General features: G+C 62.9%; 25 protein-coding genes. 8 read left to right on the forward strand and 17 right to left on the reverse strand.

All coding sequences use genetic code 11. The features are described from left to right. Window positions 1-18: 18 nt before the first annotated feature. From U3648_RS07860 to pdhA, 3 genes are read right to left on the reverse strand one after another with little or no spacing between them, the layout of a single operon-like run. The gene (locus U3648_RS07860; RefSeq protein WP_420858689.1) at window positions 19-1,338 is read right to left on the reverse strand and encodes a pyruvate dehydrogenase complex dihydrolipoamide acetyltransferase; all 1,320 of its coding nucleotides are present in this window, start codon (window positions 1,336-1,338) and stop codon (window positions 19-21) included. 12 nt (window positions 1,339-1,350) lie between these two features. Next, window positions 1,351-2,721 (reverse strand): pyruvate dehydrogenase complex E1 component subunit beta, encoded by a 1,371-nt coding sequence (locus tag U3648_RS07865; protein ID WP_420858690.1) that lies wholly within the window; start codon window positions 2,719-2,721, stop codon window positions 1,351-1,353. Window positions 2,722-2,742: 21 nt separating this feature from the next. Next, a complete protein-coding gene (pdhA, locus tag U3648_RS07870; protein WP_420858691.1) occupies window positions 2,743-3,744 on the reverse strand; it encodes a pyruvate dehydrogenase (acetyl-transferring) E1 component subunit alpha in 1,002 nt (333 codons plus the stop codon). A gap of 163 nt (window positions 3,745-3,907) precedes the next feature. Between pdhA and U3648_RS07875 the strand changes: the two genes are divergently transcribed. Continuing rightward, the gene (locus U3648_RS07875) at window positions 3,908-4,285 is read left to right on the forward strand and encodes a GFA family protein (protein WP_420858692.1); all 378 of its coding nucleotides are present in this window, start codon (window positions 3,908-3,910) and stop codon (window positions 4,283-4,285) included. Here the strand turns inward: U3648_RS07875 and U3648_RS07880 are convergent. The 6 genes from U3648_RS07880 to U3648_RS07905 all read right to left on the reverse strand — a co-directional run bounded on the left by U3648_RS07880 (window position 4,282) and on the right by U3648_RS07905 (window position 8,321). Next, on the reverse strand, window positions 4,282-4,581 hold the full coding sequence (locus U3648_RS07880) for an FtsB family cell division protein (protein ID WP_129680685.1): 300 nt from the start codon (window positions 4,579-4,581) through the stop codon (window positions 4,282-4,284). The two genes, U3648_RS07875 and U3648_RS07880, sit on opposite strands and share 4 nt — an antisense overlap. A gap of 149 nt (window positions 4,582-4,730) precedes the next feature. Further along, a complete protein-coding gene (locus U3648_RS07885; RefSeq protein WP_420858693.1) occupies window positions 4,731-5,621 on the reverse strand; it encodes a fructose bisphosphate aldolase in 891 nt (296 codons plus the stop codon). Between the two features lie 91 nt (window positions 5,622-5,712). Beyond that, the gene (locus U3648_RS07890) at window positions 5,713-6,888 is read right to left on the reverse strand and encodes a phosphoglycerate kinase (protein WP_420858694.1); all 1,176 of its coding nucleotides are present in this window, start codon (window positions 6,886-6,888) and stop codon (window positions 5,713-5,715) included. A 72-nt stretch (window positions 6,889-6,960) separates the two neighbouring features. Continuing rightward, entirely contained in the window at window positions 6,961-7,620 is a 660-nt protein-coding gene (locus U3648_RS07895) for an SDR family NAD(P)-dependent oxidoreductase (RefSeq protein WP_420858695.1), read from the reverse strand. 27 nt (window positions 7,621-7,647) lie between these two features. Then, on the reverse strand, window positions 7,648-8,031 hold the full coding sequence (locus U3648_RS07900; RefSeq protein ID WP_420858696.1) for an iron chaperone: 384 nt from the start codon (window positions 8,029-8,031) through the stop codon (window positions 7,648-7,650). 17 nt (window positions 8,032-8,048) lie between these two features. Next, window positions 8,049-8,321, reverse strand: coding sequence for a hypothetical protein (locus U3648_RS07905; protein ID WP_129680695.1), 273 nt, complete (start codon window positions 8,319-8,321; stop codon window positions 8,049-8,051). 215 nt (window positions 8,322-8,536) lie between these two features. Here U3648_RS07905 and U3648_RS07910 point away from each other — a divergent pair, with 215 nt between their 5' ends. From U3648_RS07910 to U3648_RS07925, 4 genes are all read left to right on the forward strand, one after another. Further along, window positions 8,537-9,043 (forward strand): peptidylprolyl isomerase, encoded by a 507-nt coding sequence (locus U3648_RS07910; RefSeq protein ID WP_129680697.1) that lies wholly within the window; start codon window positions 8,537-8,539, stop codon window positions 9,041-9,043. Then, window positions 9,036-9,590: a peptidylprolyl isomerase gene (locus U3648_RS07915; RefSeq protein WP_420858697.1), complete on the forward strand. Its 555-nt coding sequence runs from the start codon at window positions 9,036-9,038 to the stop codon at window positions 9,588-9,590. The genes U3648_RS07910 and U3648_RS07915 overlap by 8 nt, the downstream gene beginning before the upstream one ends. 115 nt (window positions 9,591-9,705) lie before the next feature. Continuing rightward, window positions 9,706-10,674, forward strand: coding sequence for a DUF3179 domain-containing protein (locus U3648_RS07920; RefSeq protein WP_420858698.1), 969 nt, complete (start codon window positions 9,706-9,708; stop codon window positions 10,672-10,674). Window positions 10,675-10,728: 54 nt separating this feature from the next. Next, window positions 10,729-11,637 (forward strand): DMT family transporter, encoded by a 909-nt coding sequence (locus U3648_RS07925; protein WP_420858699.1) that lies wholly within the window; start codon window positions 10,729-10,731, stop codon window positions 11,635-11,637. Here U3648_RS07925 and U3648_RS07930 read toward each other — a convergent pair. The 7 genes from U3648_RS07930 to U3648_RS07960 form a co-directional block, all read right to left on the reverse strand. Further along, window positions 11,612-12,049, reverse strand: coding sequence for a GNAT family N-acetyltransferase (locus tag U3648_RS07930; protein ID WP_420858700.1), 438 nt, complete (start codon window positions 12,047-12,049; stop codon window positions 11,612-11,614). The two genes, U3648_RS07925 and U3648_RS07930, sit on opposite strands and share 26 nt — an antisense overlap. Beyond that, window positions 12,046-12,987 (reverse strand): nucleoside hydrolase, encoded by a 942-nt coding sequence (locus U3648_RS07935; protein WP_420858701.1) that lies wholly within the window; start codon window positions 12,985-12,987, stop codon window positions 12,046-12,048. The genes U3648_RS07930 and U3648_RS07935 overlap by 4 nt, the downstream gene beginning before the upstream one ends. A gap of 206 nt (window positions 12,988-13,193) precedes the next feature. Continuing rightward, window positions 13,194-13,403, reverse strand: a complete 210-nt coding sequence (locus U3648_RS07940) for a hypothetical protein (protein ID WP_420858702.1) — start codon at window positions 13,401-13,403, stop codon at window positions 13,194-13,196. Then, a complete protein-coding gene (locus U3648_RS07945; RefSeq protein WP_420858703.1) occupies window positions 13,400-14,557 on the reverse strand; it encodes an aromatic ring-hydroxylating oxygenase subunit alpha in 1,158 nt (385 codons plus the stop codon). Before U3648_RS07945 ends, U3648_RS07940 begins: the two co-directional genes overlap by 4 nt. A gap of 129 nt (window positions 14,558-14,686) precedes the next feature. Next, complete coding sequence (gene ilvN, locus U3648_RS07950; protein WP_129680714.1) at window positions 14,687-15,247, reverse strand: acetolactate synthase small subunit; 561 nt, start codon at window positions 15,245-15,247, stop codon at window positions 14,687-14,689. 15 nt (window positions 15,248-15,262) lie between these two features. Continuing rightward, entirely contained in the window at window positions 15,263-15,562 is a 300-nt protein-coding gene (locus tag U3648_RS07955; protein ID WP_420858704.1) for a hypothetical protein, read from the reverse strand. Then, window positions 15,562-17,313, reverse strand: a complete 1,752-nt coding sequence (locus tag U3648_RS07960; RefSeq protein ID WP_420858705.1) for an acetolactate synthase 3 large subunit — start codon at window positions 17,311-17,313, stop codon at window positions 15,562-15,564. The genes U3648_RS07955 and U3648_RS07960 overlap by 1 nt, the downstream gene beginning before the upstream one ends. Window positions 17,314-17,932: 619 nt before the next feature. On the opposite strand from U3648_RS07960, the gene U3648_RS07965 reads away from it, so the two are divergent. From U3648_RS07965 to U3648_RS07975, 3 genes are all read left to right on the forward strand, one after another. Further along, window positions 17,933-19,000 (forward strand): TRAP transporter substrate-binding protein, encoded by a 1,068-nt coding sequence (locus U3648_RS07965; RefSeq protein ID WP_420858706.1) that lies wholly within the window; start codon window positions 17,933-17,935, stop codon window positions 18,998-19,000. 111 nt (window positions 19,001-19,111) lie between these two features. Further along, complete coding sequence (locus tag U3648_RS07970) at window positions 19,112-20,047, forward strand: TRAP transporter small permease subunit (RefSeq protein WP_420858707.1); 936 nt, start codon at window positions 19,112-19,114, stop codon at window positions 20,045-20,047. Window positions 20,048-20,067: 20 nt separating this feature from the next. After that, a complete protein-coding gene (locus U3648_RS07975) occupies window positions 20,068-22,416 on the forward strand; it encodes a TRAP transporter large permease (protein WP_420858708.1) in 2,349 nt (782 codons plus the stop codon). Between the two features lie 57 nt (window positions 22,417-22,473). On the opposite strand, the gene U3648_RS07980 is transcribed toward U3648_RS07975, so the two are convergent. Beyond that, the gene (locus tag U3648_RS07980; protein ID WP_420858709.1) at window positions 22,474-23,337 is read right to left on the reverse strand and encodes a Stf0 family sulfotransferase; all 864 of its coding nucleotides are present in this window, start codon (window positions 23,335-23,337) and stop codon (window positions 22,474-22,476) included. Window positions 23,338-23,396 lie beyond the last annotated feature (59 nt).

The following is a 23,396-nucleotide window of genomic DNA, read 5'->3' on the forward strand; positions in this document are numbered from 1 at the left end:
TAGCTATTCGGTTGGCGCTCAGGCCAGCATGACCATCGGGTTTTCAAGGTTGTCCTTGATCGCCTGAAGCAGGTTCGCCCCAAGCGCCCCATCGATCACCCGGTGATCGACGGACAGGGTCACCGACATCACTGTGCCGACGGCCAGTTCGCCATCCTTGCCGACGATCGGTTTCTTCACCCCGGCACCGACCGCGAGGATCGCGGCATGGGGCGGGTTGATGATCGCGTCGAAATTGTCGATCCCGAACATGCCAAGGTTGGAGATCGCGAAAGAGCCGCCCTGATATTCATGCGGGGCCAGTTTGCGGTCGCGGGCACGGGCGGCCAGATCCTTCATCTGCGAGGACAGGGCCGAGAGCGATTTGGTATCTGCGTCCTGAAGAACCGGGGTGAACAACCCGCCTTCGATGGCGACGGCCACCGCCACGTCCGATTTCTCGAACTTCAGCACCCGGTCCCCGGCCCAGACCGCATTCGCATCCGGCACCTGTTGCAGGGCAAGGGCGCAGGCCTTGATGATGAAGTCGTTGACCGACAGCTTCACACCACGCCCTTCAAGCTGGGCGTTCAACTGGCTGCGGAACTTCAGAAGCGCATCCAGCTGGATATCCCGGCGCAGGTAGAAATGCGGCACGGACTGCTTGGCTTCGGTCAGGCGGGCGGCGATGGTCTTGCGCATCCCGTCCAGTTTGACCTCTTCGAAGGGGCGACCTTCATAGGTCTTGAGGACCACATCGGTCGCCGGGCCAGAGGCCATGGCGGCGGGGGCGGCCACAGCAGGCGCGGCAGCAGGGGCCGATGCCGGGGCCGCAGCAGCGCCGGGCTGGGCGTTTTCGACATCCGCCTTCACGACACGGCCATGCGGACCGGAGCCCTTGACCTCCGCCAGATTGACACCCTTCTGCGCAGCGATACGGCGGGCGAGGGGTGAAGCGAAAATGCGCCCGCCATCGGCAGCCTTGGGGGCTGCGGGGGCAGGGGTTGCGGCCGCCTCGGAGCCCCCTTCGGGGGCCGCCTTGGCGTCCGCGGCGGGCTGCGCCGCCGGGGCCGGGGCCGGAGCGGAGGCGCCAGAACCGATGTCATCGGCGCTTTCACCCTCGTCCAGCAGGACCGCGATGGGGGTGTTGACCTTGACCGCCTCAGAGCCTTCACCGATCAGGATCTTGCCAATGGTGCCTTCGTCTACGGCCTCAAACTCCATCGTTGCCTTGTCGGTTTCGATCTCGGCGATGATGTCGCCGGACGAAACGGTATCGCCTTCCTTCACGAGCCACTTGGCAAGGGTCCCTTCCTCCATCGTGGGGGAGAGGGCGGGCATCAGGATTTCGGTGGGCATATCTCGATCTCCTTACCGGTAGGTGACTTGTTTCACGGCGTCGATCACCTCGGCGGTGGTTACGAGCGCGTGTTTTTCAAGGTTGGCGGCATAGGGCATGGGCACGTCCTTGCCGGTGCAGTTCAGGACCGGCGCGTCGAGGTAATCGAATGCGTTGGTCATGATATAGGCCGACAGGTGGTTGCCGATGGAACCGACGGGCCAGCCTTCTTCGACGGTGACGCAGCGGTTGGTCTTCATGACCGAGGCAATCACGGTGTCATAGTCCAGCGGGCGCAGGGTGCGCAGGTCGATCACTTCGGCGCTGATGCCTTCTCCGGCCAGCTTTTCGGCGGCTTCCATCGCGTAGGTCATGCCGATCCCGAAGGACACGATGGTCACATCCTCGCCCACGCGGGCCACGCGGGCCTTGCCGAAGGGCACGGTGAAATCATCCATCACCGGCACGTCGAAGGTCTTGCCGTAGAGGATTTCATTTTCAAGGAAGATGACCGGGTTCGGGTCACGGATGGCGGTCTTCATCAGGCCCTTATAGTCGGCGGCCGTGTAGGGCATGACGACCTTGAGGCCCGGAACCATCGCATACCACGCAGCATAGTCCTGGCTGTGTTGGGCGCCGACGCGGGCGGCCGCACCGTTGGGGCCACGGAAGACCATGGGCGCGCCCATCTGGCCGCCGGACATATAGAGCGTCTTGGCGGCAGAGTTGATCAGGTGGTCGATCGCCTGCATGGCAAAGTTGAAAGTCATGAATTCGACAATCGGCTTCAGCCCGCCAAAGGCGGCACCGGTGGCGATCCCGGCAAAGCCGTGTTCGGTGATCGGGGTGTCGATCACGCGCTTGGCGCCGAATTCGTCCAGAAGGCCTTGGGAAATCTTGTAGGCGCCCTGATACTCGCCGACCTCTTCCCCCATTAGGAACACGTCTTCGTCGCGGCGCATTTCCTCGGCCATGGCGTCGCGCAGGGCTTCGCGGACCGTCTGGGTCTTCATCTCGGTGCCTTCGGGCCAGTCGGGGCTGGTGTCGGGGGCCGGGGCGGCGGGGGCGGCGGCCTGAGCCGGAACGCTGGCCGGGGCCTCGGACGCGGCGGGGGCGGCCTCGGCTGTCGGCGCGGCGCTTGCCACGTCATCGGCGCTTTCGCCCTCTTCGACGAGTACCGCGATGGGCGTGTTGACCTTCACGGCCTCGGTCCCTTCGGCGACGAGGATCTTGCCGACGATGCCTTCGTCGACGGCTTCGAATTCCATCGTGGCCTTGTCGGTTTCAATTTCGGCGATGATGTCACCGGATTTGACGGTGTCGCCTTCCTTGACCAGCCATTTGGCCAGCGTGCCTTCCTCCATCGTGGGGGAGAGGGCGGGCATAAGCAGTTCGGTTGCCATTGGTTAATCTCCTCCCGGAACTCAGGCGTAAATGTCGGTCCAAAGCTCCGCCAGCGCGGGCTCGGGGCTTTCTTTCGAAAACTCTGCGGCCTCGTTGACGATCTCTTTGATCTCTTTGTCGATCTTCTTGAGGTCGTCTTCGCTCGCGTGCTTTCCGGTCAGAAGGATGCCGCGCACCTGTTCGATGGGGTCGCGTTCTTCGCGCATCTTCTGGACCTCTTCGCGGGTGCGGTATTTCGCCGGGTCGGACATCGAATGGCCGCGATAGCGATAGGTCTTCACCTCGAGGATGTAGGGGCCCTTGCCTGCGCGGCAGTGGGCGACGGCGCGTTCGCCGGCCTCTTTCACGGCCAGAACCGACATCCCGTCAACCTCTTCGCCCTCGATGCCATAGGCGGCACCGCGACCGAAAAGCGAGGTTGACTTGGTCGACCGCTTCACGCTGGTGCCCATGGCGTATTGGTTGTTCTCGATCACGAAGATGACCGGAAGATCCCACAGCTCGGCCATGTTGTAGGTCTCGTAGACCTGACCCTGGTTGGCCGCGCCATCACCGAAATAGGCGAAGGTGACGTTGTCGTTGCCTTTGTATTTGTCGCTAAAGGCAAGGCCCGCACCCAGCGGAACCTGCGCGCCGACGATCCCGTGGCCGCCGTAGAAATGCTTCTCTTTCGAGAACATGTGCATGGAGCCGCCCTTGCCCTTGGAATAGCCGCCTTCGCGGCCGGTCAGCTCGGCCATGACGCCCTTGGGGTCCATGCCACAGGCCAGCATATGGCCGTGGTCGCGGTACGAGGTGATGCGCTTGTCGCCGTCCTTGGCAGTCGCTTCAAGGCCGACCACAACGGCCTCTTGTCCGATATAAAGGTGGCAGAAGCCGCCGATCAGACCCATGCCATACAACTGGCCCGCTTTCTCCTCGAAGCGGCGGATCAGCAGCATTTCGCGGTAATAGTGAAGCAGTTCATCGGCCGATACGTTCGGCTTTGCGGCGGCGTCCGCCGTTTTCTTCTTCGCGACCATGAGTCCTCCGTCCTGGCTAGCGAGATAGTTTAGCTTTAAACTATCTATAAAGCATGACGTGACGAAAAGCGAGCGTCAATGAGAAAGCCCGGCGAATAGGTGCCTTGCGCGAGGCGCAAGGGTGGGCGCATCATCGCCAAAGGCTGCAATGAAGGAGGATCGAATGAAGCAGGTGGACGGCGGATGCCTGTGTGGCGCGTTGCGTGTTGCCGCGCGCGGTGCGCCGCTGCGGGTCGGAATCTGCCATTGCCGCGACTGTCGCAAACATCATGGCGCCCCGTTCTATGCCGCCGCGATCTTTCCCAGTCTTGCGGTCACGATTACCGGACCATCCAGCAGCTATGCCGGGCGGCATTTCTGCCCAACCTGCGGATCATCCGTCTTTGCGGTCTCGGGGGACGAGATCGAGGTGCATCTTGGCGCGTTGGATCACTCAAGCGTCTTCAAACCTGACTATGAATGCTGGGCGGATCGCCGCGAGGACTGGTTGCCACCTTTGGCTGGGGCAGGGCAGTTCGTAGGAAACCGGGACGACGGCTAGCGGATCACGATTTCATCGGCGCGGATCATGCCCAGAACGTCGCGGGCCTGTTCGTCCAGAAGATCAAGGTCCAGATATTGGTCCGACAGGCGGCGGGTCAGGTTTTCCATCCGCGCAACCTCGATCTCAAGCCGGTCCAGTTCCGCCTGAAGGGCGCGACCCTCGGCCTCGACCTCGGCCCGTTTGAAGACGCCATAATCCCCCTGCACCGCGGCAAAGGTGAAATAGACGCCCAGCATCAGGAGCGTGACAAAGTATAGAAGCGTGCCCAGGCTTGGGCGGCTGCGTCTGGTCATGGTCTGCCTCGGTCCCGCCTCGTTGATCGGGCGGTTTCAACCAGAATCGCATATTCGATTCGGTTTGTGAATCCCCCAAGTGGCGTCCAGACAAAAGAAAACCCCGGCCGCACTGGGCGACCGGGGTGGATTTCAAGCGGGGCAGGCGATCAGCCCGCGATCGACGCCTCGTAGATCGACTGGATCGCGTCGCCCAGTTTCGCGTCAAACTCGGCATCCGATTGTTGCGCCGACAGGCCCTCGGTCAGGGCTCGGCTGAAGCTGGCGATCATGCCGGTGTTCTGGGACAAAAGGGCATTCGCCTCGTCCCGGCTGTAGCCGCCGGACAGGGCCACGACCTTCAGCACCTTGGGGTGATCCACCAGCGGCTTGTAGAAATTCGCTTCGGTCGGCAGCGACAGTTTCAGCATGACTTGCTGACCTTCGGGCAGCGCATCCAGACAGCGCAGGATCTCGTCCCGCAGGATCGCCTCGGCCTCGGCCTTATCGGCGATGGTGATGGTCACCTCGGGTTCAAGGATCGGCATCAGCCCGTGGGCGGCGACCTGCGCGCCAATGGCGAACTGTTGGTCGACGATAGCGCGGATGCCTTCGGGGTTGGCGGCGTTGATGACCGACCGTTCCTTGGTGCCGAAGATGCCCTTGGCGGCGGCACGGGACAGAAGATCGTCCAGCCCCGGCATGTCCTTCATCAGCTGCACGCCGTTTGCTTCGGCCTCAAGCCCCTTGTCGATCTTGAGGAAGGGGACGACGCCCTTGTTCCACAGCGCCTGTGCCGAGGGCACGCCGCCGATGTCGCGGTCCATGGTCATTTCGAACAGGATCGCGCCGACCACCCGGTCGCCGGTGAAGGCGGGGCTTTCGACGATCCGCGACCGCATGGCGTGGATCAGGTCGAACATCTCGGCCTCGGACCCATAGGCGTCTTCTTCGATTCCATACAGGCGCAGCGCCTTGGGGGTGGACCCGCCGGATTGGTCCAGCGCGGCGATAAAGCCCTGACCGTTGCGGATCGTTTCGGCCTGTTCGGTCTTCGACATGAGGTGTTTCCCTGACAGCAGATGGTTGACGGTGTTCTAGGACACGGGGGCAGGGGGCGCAATCGCGGTAGCGCTCACGCCCGCTGCGACACTATCCCAGCGCGGCGACGCCCGGCAGGGTCTTGCCCTCCATCCATTCAAGGAAGGCGCCCCCGGCGGTGGAGATATAGGTGAAATCCCCGGCCACCCCGGCCTGATTCAGCGCGGCGACGGTATCGCCGCCCCCGGCGACCGAGGTCAGGCTGCCCGCTTTGGTCAACGCGGCGGCGGCGCGGGCGGCGGCATTGGTGGCCGCATCGAAGGGCTCGATCTCGAAGGCGCCAAGCGGCCCGTTCCAGATCAGGGTCTTGGCGGCTTTCAGCACCTCCTCGATATAGGCGACGGTCGCGGGACCGGCATCAAGGATCATGGCATCGGCCGGGCAGGCATCGGGGGACAGGGTTTCGCTGTCTGCGTCGGCCTTGAATTCGCGGGCGACCACGATGTCTCGGGGCAGGATGATCTCACAGCCTGCGGCCTCGGCTTTGGACAGGATCTCGCGGGCGGTGTCGGCCAGATCGTGTTCGCACAGCGATTTGCCCACATCCACGCCTTGCGCCGCGAGGAAGGTGTTGGCCATGCCGCCGCCGATCACAAGGTGATCCACCTTGCCGACAAGGTTGCCCAGAAGGTCCAGTTTGGTCGAAACCTTGGCCCCGCCCACCACGGCCACCACGGGCCGGACCGGGTTGCCAAGGGCCGCGTCCAGCGCCGACAGTTCTTCGGCCATCAGGCGCCCGACGCAGGAGGGCAGCAGATGCGCCACCCCTTCGGTCGAGGCATGGGCCCGGTGCGCGGCGGAAAACGCGTCGTTGCAATAGACATCCCCGAGGCTGGCAAGGAAATTTGCCATCATCGGATCGTTCTTTTCTTCCATTTCGGTGAAACGGGTGTTCTCGATCAGGACAACCGTCTCCATCGGCAGGGCGTCGATCTGATCGCGCGACGGTTTCTCGATGAAGGTGACGGGGCGGCCAAGTGCCTCTTCCAGCGCGGGCAGGGTCACGCGCAGGCTCATTTCCGGGACGTATTTGCCCTTGGGCCGGCCGAAGTGGGCCAGAAGGATCGGGGTGCCGCCCTTGGCCAGAATGTCCTGAACGGTGGGGACGATCCGAGTGATGCGGGTGGCGTCGGTGACGCGCCCGTCTTCGACCGGCACGTTGATATCGACACGGGTCAGCACCCGCTTGCCGCTCAGGTCCATGTCGTCAAGGGTTTTCCAGGCCATGATCGCCTCCGCTAGAAATGGTTGGCCATTCACCTACGCGCTGGGGGCGAAAGGTCAAGCATTCTGGCGGGGCTACTGCCCCAGCACCTCGGGCAGAAGCCGCGCCGCCTCGGCCCGGATATCGGCCAGACCGCTGCGGTCCTCGCCGGGGTAGAACCGGGCACGGGTGGCGGTGGGCATGGGTGCGGGCGACAGGATCGCAACCTGCGGGCCGGTCTTGACCGTTTCCGCCTGCCAACTGCGGGCCAGCGCGATCTGCGCGGCCTTGGTGGCGCCGTAGTGGCCAAAGAATTTCTCGCCCCCGCGCGGGTCGTCGAAGAACACCGCGCGCCCTTCGGTCCCCAAGAGCGGGGCAATATAGCCCATCAGCCGGGCGGTCGCCTCGATATTGGTGGCGATGGATTTGGTCAGGTCTTTCGGCGCCAACTGGCCGGCCGGGGCCAAAGGCCCGGCGTGGACGGCGGCATGGACCCACAGGTCCAGCTTGCCCCAGCGATCAAAGATCGACCGGCACAGTTGCTGCATTGCCGCCTCGACGGTGATGTCCATCGGTGCAAGAGTCGCCTGACCGCCGGCCGCCTTGATCCGGTCGTCCAGTTCCTCCAGCGCGCCAACGGTCTTGGCCACGGCCACGACATGATGGGTGGGGGCCAAGGCTTCGGCAATCGCGGCGCCAAGACCGCGGGAAGCTCCGGTGACAAGGGCGACGGGGCGTTCGGAATGATCAGTCATGGGCACGCTTTGGCACGGGCCGCGCGTCTAGGCAAGGGGCGGCGGCAGGTCGACGCCTGCCTCGGCACAGCGGGCGGCAATCATCCGGTGCAATAGGTCGTCGGGCAGCGGGGATTGGGCCGTGAAGTGAACCGCAGACTTCGTGTGGGTCAGGCCTAGTGCGGAAAGGTCCGTGGCAAAGGCCGGGACGATCCCACCGGAATGGGGATAGAACGAACCATGGGCCTTCCACGCGGCAAACCCGGCAACGACCTTGCCCCCGACCCGGTAGGCGGGCATCCCATAGGAAATGCAGGGGTGTGCACCCGGCAGCATCGCCTCGATCCGGCGGCGGAACCCGTCCAGCAGGGTCCGCGCGTCGGGGGCAATCCCGGACAGGTAGTCGTCAATCGTTGCCGGTTTTTCTGTCATGCAACAGCGATACCGCGTCAGGCAGCGGCGGGCAATTCCAGCCGTTCGTCCCGGCCCCAGGCCCGCAGGACGACATAGTTCTCGCCGATCGCCATCAGGTCGCCAAGCGCGGTGCGTTCGCCCGGCATCGCCACAACGATCCGCCCCGCGCGGCTGCGCAGAAAGGCGCGGGGGCCGGCATCATCGACGCTGATTCCGATCAGCGCGGTCTCATTCAGGGGCAGGGCCTGCGGCGCGGTCGCGGCGGCCTCGGTCTGCGGTGTGGTTGTCTGAACCTCGGATGAGGACATGTCGGTGCCTTTATATCTGTTGCCCCGATAATGGGGGGAAGGCGCGCCCATGACAGAGCCATGGATGAAAGAAAAGTGCTGGCACCGGCGGAATGCTGCGCTGCGGCGGAAACCTGCCATCGGGATGGGCGGGGCACAGCCCACGCATTCCCTTGGCAAGGCCCGTCGCGCCGAATATGTCAGTGCCAACGCATTTCAAACCAAAGGAGAGGCCCGTGGCCGAGATCAAGGACCCCGAAAACACCATCATCGTTGAACTGAAGGGTGGCCCCGTCACCATCGAGCTTCTGCCCGATGTCGCCCCGCAGCACTGCGCCCGGATCAAGGAACTGGCCCGCGCGGGCGCCTATGACAACGTCTGCTTTCACCGGGTGATCGACGGGTTCATGGCCCAGACCGGCGACGTGGCCCACGGCAATATGGAAAAGGATTTCAACCTTGGCCGCGCCGGGACCGGCGGGTCGGATCTGCCCGATGTTCCGGCCGAGTTTTCCAAGCTGCCGCATGATCGTGGCACCCTTGGCGCGGCCCGGTCGATGAACCCGAATTCCGCCAATTCGCAGTTCTTCATCAACTTCAAGGACAACCATTTCCTGAACGGCCAATACACCGTCTATGGTCGCGTGATCTCGGGGATGGAGCATGTGGATGCGATCCAGCGCGGCGAACCGCCGATGAACCCCGACCGGATGATCAGCATGAAGGTCGCCGCAGATGTATAAGCTGGCCGCGATCCTGACCCTTGCCGCCAGTCCGGCGCTGGCCAGCGGTCTGGACATCACCATCGAAGGCGAAGCGAATGGCACCATCCATATCGACCTGTTCGAAGACCTTGCGCCGCAGCATGTGGAACAGATCACCGCGCTGGCCGCGGAAGGCGCCTATGACGGAGTTGTATTTCACCGGGTGATCGACGGGTTCATGGCCCAGACCGGCGATGTGCAGTTCGGTGATTCCACCGCCGAAGGGTTCGATATGCGCCGCGCGGGGATGGGGGGCTCTGACCGGGGCAACCTGCCAGCGGAATTCTCGGACCGGTCCTATGAGCGCGGGATTGTCGGCATGGCCCGGGCGCAGGACCCCAACAGCGCCAATTCGCAGTTCTTCATCATGTTCGAACCGGGCTACTTCCTGAACGGTCAATACACCGTCATCGGTGAAGTGACCGAAGGGATGGAGATCGTCGATACGATCAAGCGGGGCCTTGGCCCGAACGGCGCCGTGATCGGTGAACCGGACCGGATGACGACCGTCACCGTGACCGACTGATCCTTTGGGCCGCCCGGGGTGCGCTCCGGGCGGTCTCACCCCTGATCACCCTTGGGTGAGGGGGGATAGGCAGGGCAGGCCCGGCCAAGGCATGATCCCGGAAACGGAGATGCCGATGCGACTGCCCCTTCTGACCCTTGTCCTGACATTCGCCGCAGGTCTGACCACGGCCGAGCCGCAGTTCTGGCGTCACGAATGGCCGAACACAGATTTTACCACCACCACGGTCGAAAGCTGGACCGAGGTCCTGTCGGGTGGTCCGCCGAAGGATGGCATCCCGGCGATTGATGACCCGTCGTTCCATCCCGTGGCAGAGGAGACCGTCCTAGCCCCGCGCGAACCGGTGATCGCCGTTGAATTGCCCGGCGAGGTGCCCCGCGCCTATCCGATCCGCTACCTGATGTGGCATGAGATCGTGAATGACCGGATTGGCGACACCCCCGTGGCCATCACTTTCTGCCCGCTGTGCAATTCCGGGCTGACCTTTGATCGGCGGGTTGGCGGTCAGGAACTGTCCTTTGGCGTTTCCGGCAAGCTGCGCAATTCGGATATGATCATGTATGACCGCCAAACCGAAAGCTGGTGGCAGCAGGCGGTGGGCCGGGGCATCGTGGGTGAGATGACAGGGGCAGAGCTGCAAAGCCTGCCCAGTTGGATGGAAGCGTGGGAGGTCTTTGCTGCCCGCAACCCCGACGCGCTGGTCATGTCCCAACCAGAGGGGTTCCGGCGCAACTACGGGGAAAATCCCTATGTGCGCTACGACAGTTCGTTCCGCCCCTTCCTGTTCAATGGCGAGATGCCGCCGCATGACATCCCGCCACTGGTGCGCGTGGTGCGGGTGGGGGATGCCGCATGGCCCCTTTCCCGGTTAGCCGTAGAGGGGACGATCACCGAACGGGGCGTAACCCTGACATGGGTTGCCGGGCAGGCATCAGCCCTTGATGCGCGGGACATCGGCGGCAGCCGCGACGTTGGCAATGTCAGGGTTCGGAACGGGGCAGGGGAAGACGTGGTGCATGACGTGATGTTCGCCTTTGCTTTCCATGCCTTCTGGCCCGAGGGGGTATGGATGCTGGGGCAGTAGTGCTGCCGCTGCGCGGGCGTTGACTTTGCCCTGCGCCGGCCCTTTTGTGGCCGCATGGAACGCAAACCCGGTATCGACACATTCGGCGCGGTTGCCCTGACGGGCTTTGCGCTGCTTCTTGCCTTCAATCAGGTGGTGATCAAGGTCACCAACGGCGGGCTTCAACCGGTGTTCTTTGCAGGGTTGCGGTCGCTTGGGGCGGTGCTGTGCGTGTGGCTTTGGCTGCGCTACCGGAAGATCCCGCTGCATTTCCCGCCCGGCGCGCTGGCCGCAGGGTTGCTGACGGGGGTGCTGTTCGCCGGGGAATTTCTGTGCCTTTTCGTGGCGCTGGATCTGACCACCGTGGCGCGGTCGGGGATCATTTTCTATTCCATGCCGCTGTGGATGGCGGTCATTGCCCATTTCGCCACGCCCGATGACCGGGTCAGCCCGATCAAGCTCCTCGGGCTTGCGCTGGCGCTGGGCGGGGTGGCGCTGGCCTTTGCGGATCGGCAGGGCGGGCAGGCGTCGATCTGGGGGGACCTTGCGGCGCTGGGCGCGGCGATCGGTTGGGCCGCGACGGCGATGATGGCCAAGGCCTCGCCGCTCCGACAGGCCCGGCCCGAGGTGCAACTTTGGATCCAGGTCGCCGTTTCGGGGCCGATCCTTATGCTGGTGGCGCCGCTGTTCGGGGATCTAGTGCGGGATTTGCAGCCGATCCACATCTGGGGGCTGGCGTTCCAGATCGTCGTCGTGGTCAGCGCCGGGTTCATCTTCTGGCTTTGGCTCTTGTCGATCTACCCGGCCTCTGGCGTTGCATCGTTCAGTTTCCTGTCGCCGGTGTTCAGCGTGTTTCTGGGGTGGTGGCTGCTGGGCGAAACGATCACGCCCGGCATCTGGGGGGCCTTGATACTGGTGGCGGCGGGGATTGTTCTGATCAACCGGCCGCCCCGCCGGGTCAAAGCACCCGCGCCAACTGCATAACACCCGTCAATGGGGCAAAACCGGTGCGGGCGAATAACCCGCCGGTCCGGTCGGCCTGCAGCGTGATGATCCGAACCCCGGCGTCACGTAGTTCGGGGGCCAACGCGTTCAGCACCTCGGTCGCGATGCCATGCCCCCGGATCGAGGGGCGAACCCAGATTTCGTTGACGCAGGCGGACAGGCCGCCCATTTCGGTCGACCAGCCAAAGGTGATGATCACATAGCCCGACGGCGCGCGGGACGGGCCAAACACATAGGCCGCCCCAAAGGGCGATCTATCCAGCAAGGGACGGATGCCCGCCGCGCGGCCTTCCGGGTCCGACGCGATCCCGGCCTCGCCATGGCAGCGTTCCACCAGCGCGAGCAGGCGGTCGGCATCGTCGGGGTCGCAAAGGTGGATGGCGGTCGTCACAGCCGGGCCAGCCTGTCTGTCAGCATTTGGTAAAACCCGTCAGCATGTAGGTCGCCGATGAACAGCGCGTTGGGTTTGCGGTCGGTCACGCGCCACCAATCCGCGACGGTCATCCCCAGGGTCAGCTCCGAAGTGGTTTCGATCTCGACGTTTATGTGGCGCCCTTTGAACAGATACGGGTCGATCAGATAGGCGATGACGCAGGGATCGTGCAGCGGCGCGCCTTCGGACCCGTATTTCTCCATGTCGAACCGTTCAAAGAAATCGGTCCAGGCCGCGACCATCGTGCCGACGCGGGTGCCCATGGCGCGGAAGGCATCGATCCGGGGTTTGGTTGTCAGGGCCTTGTGGGTGACATCCAGCGGCATCAACACAAGCGGAACACCGGATTTGAACACGATATCAGCCGCTTCCGGGTCGACGTAAATGTTAAACTCGGCCGCCGGGGTGATGTTGCCCACCTCGAAATAGGCGCCGCCCATCAGGACGATCTCCTGCACCCGATCGACGATATCCGGGGCGCGGGAAAAGGCGGTGGCAATATTGGTCAGGGGCCCAAGCGGGCAAAGGGTGACCGTGCCCGAAGGTTCCGCCCGCAGCGTGTCGATGATGAAATCGACGCCGTGCTGGTCTTGCAGTGGCATGGTCGGGTCGTCCATCTTTGGACCGTCAAGGCCGGTCTTGCCGTGGACGTGTTCGGCGGTGACCAGCTTGCGGCGGATCGGGGCCTCACAGCCCGCGAAGACGCGGGTCTCTGGCTTGCCCGCCAGTTCGCAGACGATACGGGCGTTCTTCTGGGTCAGGGGCAGCGGCACGTTGCCCGCGACGGCGGTGATCCCCAGAACCTCCACATCCTCGGGGCTGGCAAGCGCCAGCAGGATCGCAACGGCGTCGTCCTGTCCGGGATCGGTGTCGATGATGATCTTGCGTGGTGCCATGTCCGCCTCCGGTCTTGCCTGAAGCGGCAGACTGTCCTGTTGTTGATGGCGGCGCAAGGGGGTGGTGGGTCAAGACCCACCTTACCCGGGGGCGCTTCGCCCCCCACCCGAAAATTCATGACCTCCAGAGGATATTTGGAACCCAAAGAAGAATGGACGTTCGGACCGATCCGATTTCGCAAGGTGGGTCTTGACCCACCATCCCGTTAAACCCGGTCTTCAGCGGCCAACCTGTCGCGCAGTTCCGGCACCCGAGGGTGGTTTAACTCCAGCCCGTAAATATATGCGTGGGTTAGGAAAAAACAGGCGGCATCAACTGTGTTCGCCTTATCCGCCGCCTCTGCGTAAAGATCCACAAGCGCGGGACGGTCGTCCCGCGCATGGGCCGCCAGCAGACGGTCGTCCAGCTCGCTCATTCGCTGGCGTTGCGGTGCGCTTCGATCCGGCCCGCAACCCAGTCGTGGAAGCAGTGGGTCGGCCCGTCCATCGCCGGGCTGAACTTGCCGCCATCGAATTGCGGCGCCATCCGGCCCTTCTGCATCCCTTCGACCACGAAGATATCTTCGACAAAGACGGTCTTCCATTGCGCAGCGTTCTTTTCGCGCAGCGCGTCATCGGTGTCCTTGGTCGAGTAGAACAGGTGGATGTGTTCGCGGGTCTTGGTCTGGGTGACCGGCTCCAGCACGATCGAGAAGCAATGGTCCCGCTGCGCGCCCAGAAGGACGTTGGGATAGACGGCCATGTATTCCGCGCCCGTATCCCATTTGTCCGACAGGTTGGGGAAGTCGGGGAAGACCGCACCGTCGTCGCCCTTGATCTGGCGATAGAGCAGCGAGCCCTGCCCAGAATAGAGGCCCATTTCGGCGATGTTGTAGTGATCTTCCAGCCGGGAATAGCTGTTCAGGCCCGGATGCACCCAAGGCAGGTGGTAGCTTTCGCAGTAGTTTTCGACGGCAAGCTTCCAATTGGTGTCGACCTCGAGCGTGAACATGCTGTCGGCGCCACCGTGCACCATCGGCTGGTCGAATTCTTTCCAACGCTCGATCAGGTCGGCGTGAATTTCCTCGAACGGGGCGGCCTGACCGTCGATGTTGATGAAGACGGTGCCGAACCAGATGTGGCTGCGGACCTCGTTCAACCCAAGGTCTTCGCGCACGATGGCGTCGTGCTTGTTATGGCCGGGGCCGCCGACATGCGGGGTGGACACCAGCCGCCCGTCGGTTCCGTAACACCAGGAATGGTAGGGGCAGCGGATCGCGCCTTCGATCTTGCGGGCCTCTTCGACAAGGATCATGCCCCGGTGGCGGCAGATGTTTTCGAACACCCGGACATGGCCCTGCCGGTCGCGGATCAGCAGAAGCGGCACGCCAAGGAAGGTCATCGGCTTGGCGTCGCCAGGTTCGGGCACTTCGCCTTCGACGGCCAGACCGGCCCAGGTGGAGAACAGGACCGCCTTCTTTTCCTCTTCCCACAGCGCCGGGTCGACATAATGGGCGTTGGGCAGGCCGCGCGCGGTTTCAACCGGGCGGCGGACAGCAGAGATATCGGAAATCGGGGAATCCTTGGCCATGACGGCGCTCCTTGCTCAGAATCGTGGTGATCCTACTCCGAATCCGAGGAACCGGTTGCAGCAAGGCGACATAGGCCTGTTTCAAGGCGACATGCGCCGGACCCGTGCCCGGCGCGGTCTTTCGGGCGATCAGGCCCCGCGGGCCAGCGCCGCAACCCCGGTCCGGGCGATTTCGACCAGTCCCAGCGGGCGCATCAGGTCGGCGAAGGCGTCGATCTTGTCCGAGGTGCCGGTGATTTCGAACACAAAGCTTTCCAGAGTCGAATCCACCACATTGGCGCGGAAGATGTCGGCGATCCGCAGCGCCTCGACCCGGTCGTCGCCCTTGCCGGCGACTTTCAGAAGGCCCAGTTCACGTTCGACCGGGCGGCCTTCGACCGTGAGGTCGTGCACGTCGTGCACGGTGACGATCCGGCCCAGCTGCGCCTTGATCTGTTCGATGACCTGCGGGGTGCCGGTGGTGACCACGGTGATCCGGCTCAGGTGGCCGGCATGGTCCACTTCGGCTACGGTCAGGCTTTCGATGTTGTAGCCCCGGCCGGAAAACAGGCCGATGACGCGGGCCAGCACGCCCGGTTCGTTTTCCACGAGGATCGCCAGCGTGTGCCGTTCTTCCACGTCCGAAAAATCGGGCCGCAGGTTATAGGCGGAATGGCTGGTGGAGCCTTTCTTGATGCGTAGTGCAGACATGGGTCACTCCGTCCGTCAGGTCGTGGCCGGGCAATCGAGCCCGGCGATATAGGAATTCACACCCAATTGCTGGGTGAGCGTTGTCACGGTGCAGCCGGTGAGCTGTTCGGCGGCGGCGCGGGCATTGCCCGCCAGCCGTGCCTGATTGTGCAGCCCGGTTGCGTAATTGCGGATCAGGGCGCTGTCGCCCTGAACCTTGATAAAGAACACATCGCCCCCGGCCTCGACCCGCGTCGCGGCCCCACTTTCGTCCAGCGGCAGCCCGCCGCCGGTGCAGGCTGCGAGCGCCAGCAGAAGGGCAGGGGCGCCGCGCATCAGACCAGAACCGCGCCGCCGGACTGGATCGCCCCTTCGGTCGAGGCGTCGCCCAGAAGCATTTCGTTGTGCGGCTTGCCCGACGGGATCATGGGGAAGCAGTTTTCGTGCTTTTCCACCAGACAGTCGAACAGGACCGGCCCGTCGTGGTTCAGCATCTCCATGATTGCGTCGTCCAGATCCTTGGGGTCGGACACCTGAATGCCCTTGGCCCCGAAGGCCTCGGCCAGTTTCACAAAGTCAGGCAGCGACTCCGACCAACTGCTGGAATAGCGTTCGCCATGCAGCAACTGCTGCCACTGGCGCACCATGCCAAGCCGTTCGTTGTTCAGGATGAACTGCTTCACCGGCAGGCGATACTGCATCGCGGTACCCAGTTCCTGCATGTTCATCAGCCAGGATGCCTCGCCCGCGACGTTGATGACCAGCGCGTCGGGATGCGCCAGTTGCACGCCGATGGACGCCGGGAAGCCGTAGCCCATGGTCCCAAGTCCACCGGAGGTCATCCAGCGGTTCGGATCGTCAAACCCAAGGAATTGCGCCGCCCACATCTGGTGTTGGCCGACCTCGGTGCAGACGTAGCGGTCCATCCCCTTGGTCAGTGCCTCAAGCCGTTCCAGCGCGTATTGCGGTTTGATGGTGGTTTCCGACCCGGTGTAGGTCAGGCATTTCACCGCCCGCCATTCGTTGATCTGGGTCCACCACTTGGCCAGCGCCTCGGTGTTGGTCTTGCGGCCGCGCGATTTCCAGACCTTCAGCAGGTCTTCCAGCACATGGGCCACGTCGCCCAGGATCGGGATGTCGACATGGATCACCTTGTTGATCGACGAGGCGTCGATATCGATATGCGCCTTTTTCGATCCGGGCGAGAATTTGGACACAAGGCCGGTGATCCGGTCGTCGAAGCGGGCACCGATGTTGATCATCAGGTCGCAGTCATGCATCGCCATGTTGGCCTCGTACAGGCCGTGCATCCCCAACATCCCGATCCATTTGTCGCCCGAGGCCGGGTAGGCGCCCAGCCCCATCAGGGTCGAGGTGATCGGGAACCCGGTCGCTTCGACCAGTTCGCGCAACAGCTGGCTGGCCGCCGTGCCGGAGTTGATCACGCCGCCGCCGGTGTAGAACACCGGGCGTTTGGCCTTTTCCATCGCCTCGGCCAGTTCGGTGATGGCGGCAAGATCGCCCTTCACCTGCGGCTGATAGCGCGATTTCAGCACCTTCTTTTCGGTATAGGTGCCGGTGGCGAACTGCACGTCCTTGGGGATGTCGATCAACACCGGGCCGGGACGGCCCGAGGTGGCGACGTGGAACGCCTCGTGGATGGTCGAGGCCAGCTTGTCCGTCTCCTTGACCAGCCAGTTATGCTTGGTGCAGGGGCGGGTAATGCCGACGGTGTCGGCCTCCTGAAAGGCGTCCGAGCCGATCATGAAGGTCGGAACCTGCCCGGTGAAGACCACGATCGGGATCGAATCCATCAGCGCATCGGTCAGGCCGGTGACCGCGTTGGTCGCACCGGGCCCCGAGGTAACCAGCGCAACGCCTGGCTTGCCGGTGGACCGGGCATAGCCTTCGGCGGCGTGGATCGCGCCCTGTTCGTGACGGACGAGGACATGCTTGATGTCGTTTTGAAGGAAGATTTCATCATAAATCGGTAGGACAGCCCCACCCGGGTATCCGAATACCGTGTCCACACCCTGATCCTTCAGGGCCTGAACCACCATTTTCGCTCCGGTCATCTGACGTGTCATCTGTCTCTTCCTATCTTCGACGTCGTCGTTTCACTTGTCTTGCGGCACAAAAAAGCCCCCGGGATTTGATCCGAGGGCGCATGGGGAACCGGTATGGCTGGCCTCAGGCCTCCATGCGCCAATCACCTACGATTACGAGTAGTTCCGTCATCTCTGGTTTCCGTTCCCGTGCGGGGTTTCGTGCTGGCGGGACCTTATGCATCTGCGGAAAAGATGGTCAACCGTCTTTGTGGGGAAAATTTCACCGCGCGCCTGCAATTCGCAACTTTCTTTCCAAGGTTTCCGGGTGAACGGCTGTCCCGTCCACCGGAATACTTGATTCTATCGTCGCAATCAGGGGACTGTCAGAGGGTCTTTGGCGGTGCGGCTGGCTCAAATTCGGGGGACGCAGTCGGCTGTTCGCGCTAACACCCATACAAAATCGGTTTTCACCCGCGACAAGTCGCAATTGTCGCACTGAATTTTCTTGAATTCATGAAATTGGTAAGTAAACCTTACCACACGGCAGGGTTTGCGAAATTGTGGGCCCTACATGAACGAGAGGCTGGCGATTGTCTGGAAAGGCGCTAGGCTCCGATACGAACCATAAGGGAGGAAAACTAGGGATCGTCGCTCTTTCTTGAAAACCTCGGCCCTTGGCGGGACCGCTGCAGCCGCATCCACGCTGGCGGCTCCGGCTGTTGCGCAGGGCACCCGGACCCTGACCATGGTCACGTCCGTGCCCGAAGGCTTTGCGGTTTTCGATGACGCGGCCCAGCACTTTGCCGATCTCGTCACCGCCATGACCGATGGCGCGCTGACCGTCGACAAGAAGCCGGCGGGTTCGCTCGTGGGTGCGCTGGAAGTGTTCGACGCGGTCAGCGCCGGGCAGGCCGACATGTATCACTCGGCCGACTACTACTTCATGAACCAGCATCCGGCCTACGCCTATTTCACCGCCGTGCCCTTCGGCGCGACCGGCCCGGAAATGATGAGCTGGTATCAGCACGGCGGCGGCAAAGAGCTGCACGACGAACTGGGTCAGATCTTCGGCCTCAAGTCGTTCCTTGCCGGCAACACCGGCCACCAACCGGGCGGTTGGTTCAACAAGGAAATCAACTCGGCGGCTGACCTTCAGGGTCTGCGGTTCCGGATGCCGGGCTTTGGCGGCAAGGCGCTTGGCCTGACCGGTGCCTCTGTCCAGAACATTCCGGGTGGTGAAATCTATCAGGCCCTGTCGTCGGGTGCGATTGAAGCGGCCGAATGGATCGGCCCCTTCGCGGACGAACGTCTCGGTCTTCAAGAAGTCTGTGAATACTACTACACCTCGGGCTTCCACGAGCCGGGTTCGGCCCTCTCGGCCGCGATGAACCGCGATGTATGGGATTCGCTGACGCCGGCGCACCAGTCGATCGTCGAAACCGCAGCCGCCGCGACTCACAGCTGGTCGCTGGCCCAGTCGAACGCGAATAACGCAGCCGCTTTGGAACGCCTGAAGGCGTCTGGCGTGAAGGTTCTGCAGTTCTCGGACGACATCTGGGATGCCTTCGGCGCTGCGTCGAAGCAGGCCCTGGACGAGTTCATGGGCGACGACCTTTTCGCCCGGACCCGCGCCAGCTTTGAAGCCTCGGTGCAGGGAACCTATGACTGGATGAGCGTGTCCGACAGCGTCTTCGCCAACCAGCGGAACCGCGTCAACAACAGCTGATCCTGACGGATCGTACATCAAAGGAACCGGGCCAGAAATGGCCCGGTTCTTGCAAAAGGGGCGGAGGAGCCACCTTTTGCCAACCTGCATCCGATGGAAGGGGGACAGCCCATGGGACTGGTCGAAGCGTGGGGGGGTAATCTCCTCGGGTGGATCGTCGCCAACCTGATCGAATCCGTCTACAACCTGTTTTACGCGCTGACCAATCCCGGCCTCTGGCTGGATTGGGTTACCTGGAACAACACGACGGAAGACAAGCAATCGCTGATGCGGTTGGTCTACTACGGTGCCTCGGTCGAGCTGTTCTTTGTCCTTCTAATGCTGCTGATCGTCTACACGGCCGTCGCTATCTGGCACCGGCCGCTGATGTGGGCCACTGTGAGGGGCCTTGAAAAATTCGCCAATACGGTTGGGCGCACCTTTGCCTGGGCCGGTCTGGCCATGGTTCTGATCCAGATCCTGATCATCTTTACGCAGCGGATCTTCGCGGTGGCGCAGATCACGCTCGGTTTCGGCATCGCGGTGTCCTTCGACGTCAGTTGGTGGTCCGAAAGTCTCAAGTTTTACAATGCGATGGTGGTCGCTCTTTGTGCGACCTACACCTTCGTTCAGGGCGGGCATGTGCGCGTCGATCTGGTCTATTCGGCGGTTTCGTTCCGCACCAAGAAGATCATCGACATGTTCGGCAGCCTGTTCTTCATGATCCCGGCGGGTGTCGTGATCTGGATGTATTCCTGGTTCTTCTTCTGGCGGCATATGATCGTGCCGAACGCCTCGGCCTCGGACGCGCTGGACCGGCTGGTGGCCAAATCCGTCGCGCTGCGCTGGAATATCGAAACCACGGGCTTCAGTCCGAATGGCTTCAACGCCTACTTCCTCTTCAAGGTGCTGATCCTTGCCTACACCGGCATGATCCTGATCCACGCCGTCAGCTTCTTCTACCGATCGTTCCTTGAATGGCGCGAAGGCGAAGCATCGGAAGGCAAATACCTTGACCGTGACGTTCTGGGCGATCCGACCGCCGAACGCGTCGCCGAAATCCACTAAAGCGTAAAGGAACGAAACCCATGCTTTTCGGACTTGATGGCGTCGAGATCGGCCTGATCATCGTTTTCCTGACGCTTTTTGCCGCGATCCTGTCTGGCTTCCCGGTGGCCTTCGCCATCGGCGGGGCGGGGATGATTTCCTTTGGGATCATTGCCGCGCTGGACAGCGCCGGCCTTCTGATCCACCAGGCGATCGATAAAGGATCGGCGGAATACGCGGCCCTAGTGGCCGAAGGGATAAAACCCGGCGCGATATCCATATTCAGTTACCCAGAGCTTCCAAGGATCGCCGAACCGGTGTTCCCCGCAGGCTGGGAAGTGGCGATGGACCGCAATGTGTCTTTCATCGTCAACCGGATGAACGAACGCGTCTTCGCGGGCCAGTCCATCGAAACCCTGCTGGCAGTGCTGATGTTCGTCATGATGGGGATCGTTCTGGAACGGTCGCGGATCGCGGATGAACTTCTGACCAAGATGGCCAAGGTCTTTGGCCCGCTACCGGGCGGTCTGGCCGTGTCGATCGTAGTGGTGGGGGCCTTCCTTGCCGCCTCGACCGGGATCGTGGGCGCGACCGTGGTCACCATGGGCCTTCTTGCCCTGCCAACCATGCTGCGCAACAATTACTCGCCCGAACTGGCGACCGGGGTTATCGCTGCCTCTGGGACGCTGGGGCAGATCATTCCGCCCTCGATCGTGCTGGTGCTTCTGGGCACGCTGACGGGCGATCTTTATTCGGCGGCGCAGGAAGACCGTGCGCAGCTGGCCGGGTGTAATGACGCGCTGACCTATCTGGGTGAACCTGCGGTCGTGTCCGTCGGAACCCTGTTCCAAGCGGCGCTTTTGCCGGGCATCCTGCTCGCCTTCCTGTATGCCGCCTATGCCTTTGGCTTTGCGCTTCTCAATCCGTCGAAGGCTCCCGCGGTCATGTTCGAGGATGAAGAGGGCATTCCCGCAACCCGCAATGACAAGCTGACCTGGTTCCTCTATGCGCCGGTAGGCATGATCGCTGCCTTTGCTATCCTGATGCAGGTTGGCGTTCTGGGCGGCCAGAGCACGATCGTCGACACCTATTCCGACACAGGCGAGGCGGCATCGCTGCGCACCAACGTCGGCCCGGAATGCCAGGCCGCGATGATCGACCTGCACGGGCAGGAAGCCTGGGACAGGGCGGTTGCCGAACAGGCCGCCATCGACGCGGCTGGCGGCGCACAGGAATCGCGCGAACTGACCGAGGAAGAGCGCGCAGAGCTGCTGGTCGAGCTGCTGGACAACGCCCCGGCGCTTGGCACCGGTCTGTCGGTCATGGCGCTGCTTCTGGGGCTGTTGATTGCCCTGGGGCGCGGGATCAACCCCACCTTGTCTGCCACACCATTGTTGGCGGGGGCGGTCGGTGCGCTTGGCATCCTTCTGGTCGACGTGGCCTTCCTGACGCCGCTGACCAGCCCGGGCATGACGCTGGTGCTGATCGCTGTGCCGCTGGCGCTGGCCGCCTATGGCAGCTGGGAGGCGCTTGGCCGCCTGTTCCAGAACGATCTGTTCCGCGTCGTCTTCCCGCCGCTGGTGCTGATTGTTGCGGTGCTTGGGTCGATCCTTGGCGGGATCACCAACCCGACGCCAGCAGCGGCGCTGGGGGCCGGTGGGGCGATCCTTCTGGCCTCGGCCCGGAAGCTGACCGAAGCGGGTATCAAGCCAACAATCATCATCCGCACCGCGCTGGCGATGATGGTGATGATCCTGCTGGGCACCAATTTCGACATGCGGCTGAACCAGAACACCTCGTTCGAGAACATGCTGGCCTTCCTCGTAACCTTCGCGGCCTTCCTTTATGCGATGTTCGGACTTGGCTGGGCCTGTGTGCATCTGGTGCGGGAAAACGTGCTGGGGCCGGTGGTCCGGGAAACGGCCAAGGTGACCTCGATGGTTTTCACCATCCTGATCGGGTCGCAGGTTCTGAACCTCGTGCTGATCTCCTTTGGCGGGGAACATTACATTCAGGACTTCCTGCGGTCGTTCTCGAATGAATGGACGGCCTTCCTGATCGTGATGCTGGTCTTGTTCATCCTCGGCTTCGTGCTCGACTTCCTGGAGATCATCTACATCGTGATCCCGATTGTCGGCCCGGTGATCTACGGCGGGTCGTTCGATCCGAAGTGGGTCACGATCATGGTTGCAGTGAACCTTCAGACCTCGTTCCTGACGCCGCCCTTCGGGTTTGCACTGTTCTACCTGCGCGGCGTGGCCCCGAAAGAGGTGACGACAGGCCATATCTACCGCGGGGTCGCACCCTTCGTGCTGATCCAGGTGTTCGGGCTGCTGCTACTTGCCATGTTCCCGGCGGTGGTGACGATCATCCCCAATCTGCTGAACTGACAGGCGGGACATGGACCAACCGAAAACGCCGGGGCTGGACCCCAGCGTTTTTGCGTTCTACCGCCCGAATGGCCACCATCCGCGTCGTGGTCCGGGTTCGTTCCCGTCCAGCGCGGAAAGAAGGCCCGCCCGTTCGATCCCAAGGTTGGCGACCAGCCCGGCGTGGTCCTTGCGGAACCGGTCGGCAAAATCGGCGTTCTTGTCGGTTCCGATCTTGGCGTGGCCTGTCGTGATCGGCGCGGCATCGTCCGCGACGGGCCCGATCCCGATGGTCCGCGCGATGTCGTTGACGACGGTTTGTGCGGGCTTCGCCGTCATCCGTTCATAGCTCAATCGGATCGGGGCCACCCGGTGGTTGGCAAAGAACTTTTCGGCCTGAACTTCCATCTTGCGCACATGGCCGACCCATTTGGCGATGTCGTCCTTGTCATAGGCAAACGCCTGGTCGGCTCGCGCCAGCGCATCGGCATCCCCTTGCACCGCGTGACCGATCCGGCTTTGCGCCTTTTTCGACAGGGACACCGCTTGGGCCACGATATCTTCTCGGATCAGCCAGAAATGGGCCGCCTCGCGGAAATGGGTCAGGAACCGTTTCGGCCCGCCAAAGGTCCGACGCAGTTGAAAGAACGTGATCTCGAACCCGAAGACCCCGGCCACCGCGCGGTCCCGTGAAATGGCACGGGCGTAGTCATCGACGTTGTCGATCCCCATCCGTGCCGCGATGGAGGGCACGAACCGGGGGCTGAACATCTCACCGGGTCGGCCCAGCCGCCCTGTGTTCGCACATATGTCGGTCAGCCACGAACTGCCCGACCGGGGCGTGAAGTGAATGGCGTAGGTGGTTGTCGGCGCGGGCAGTGCCAGCACTTGCCGCAGTTTTTCCGGGTCGGGCGTGATATTGTCAAAGGGATTGGGGGGCATAACACGCTCGGCTTCGGGAAACGACTGTCCGCGCACCCTATGCCACCATTTGACAGGTG

Source organism: Marivivens marinus, from assembly GCF_035969385.1.
Taxonomy (GTDB): Bacteria; Pseudomonadota; Alphaproteobacteria; order Rhodobacterales; family Rhodobacteraceae; genus SELP01.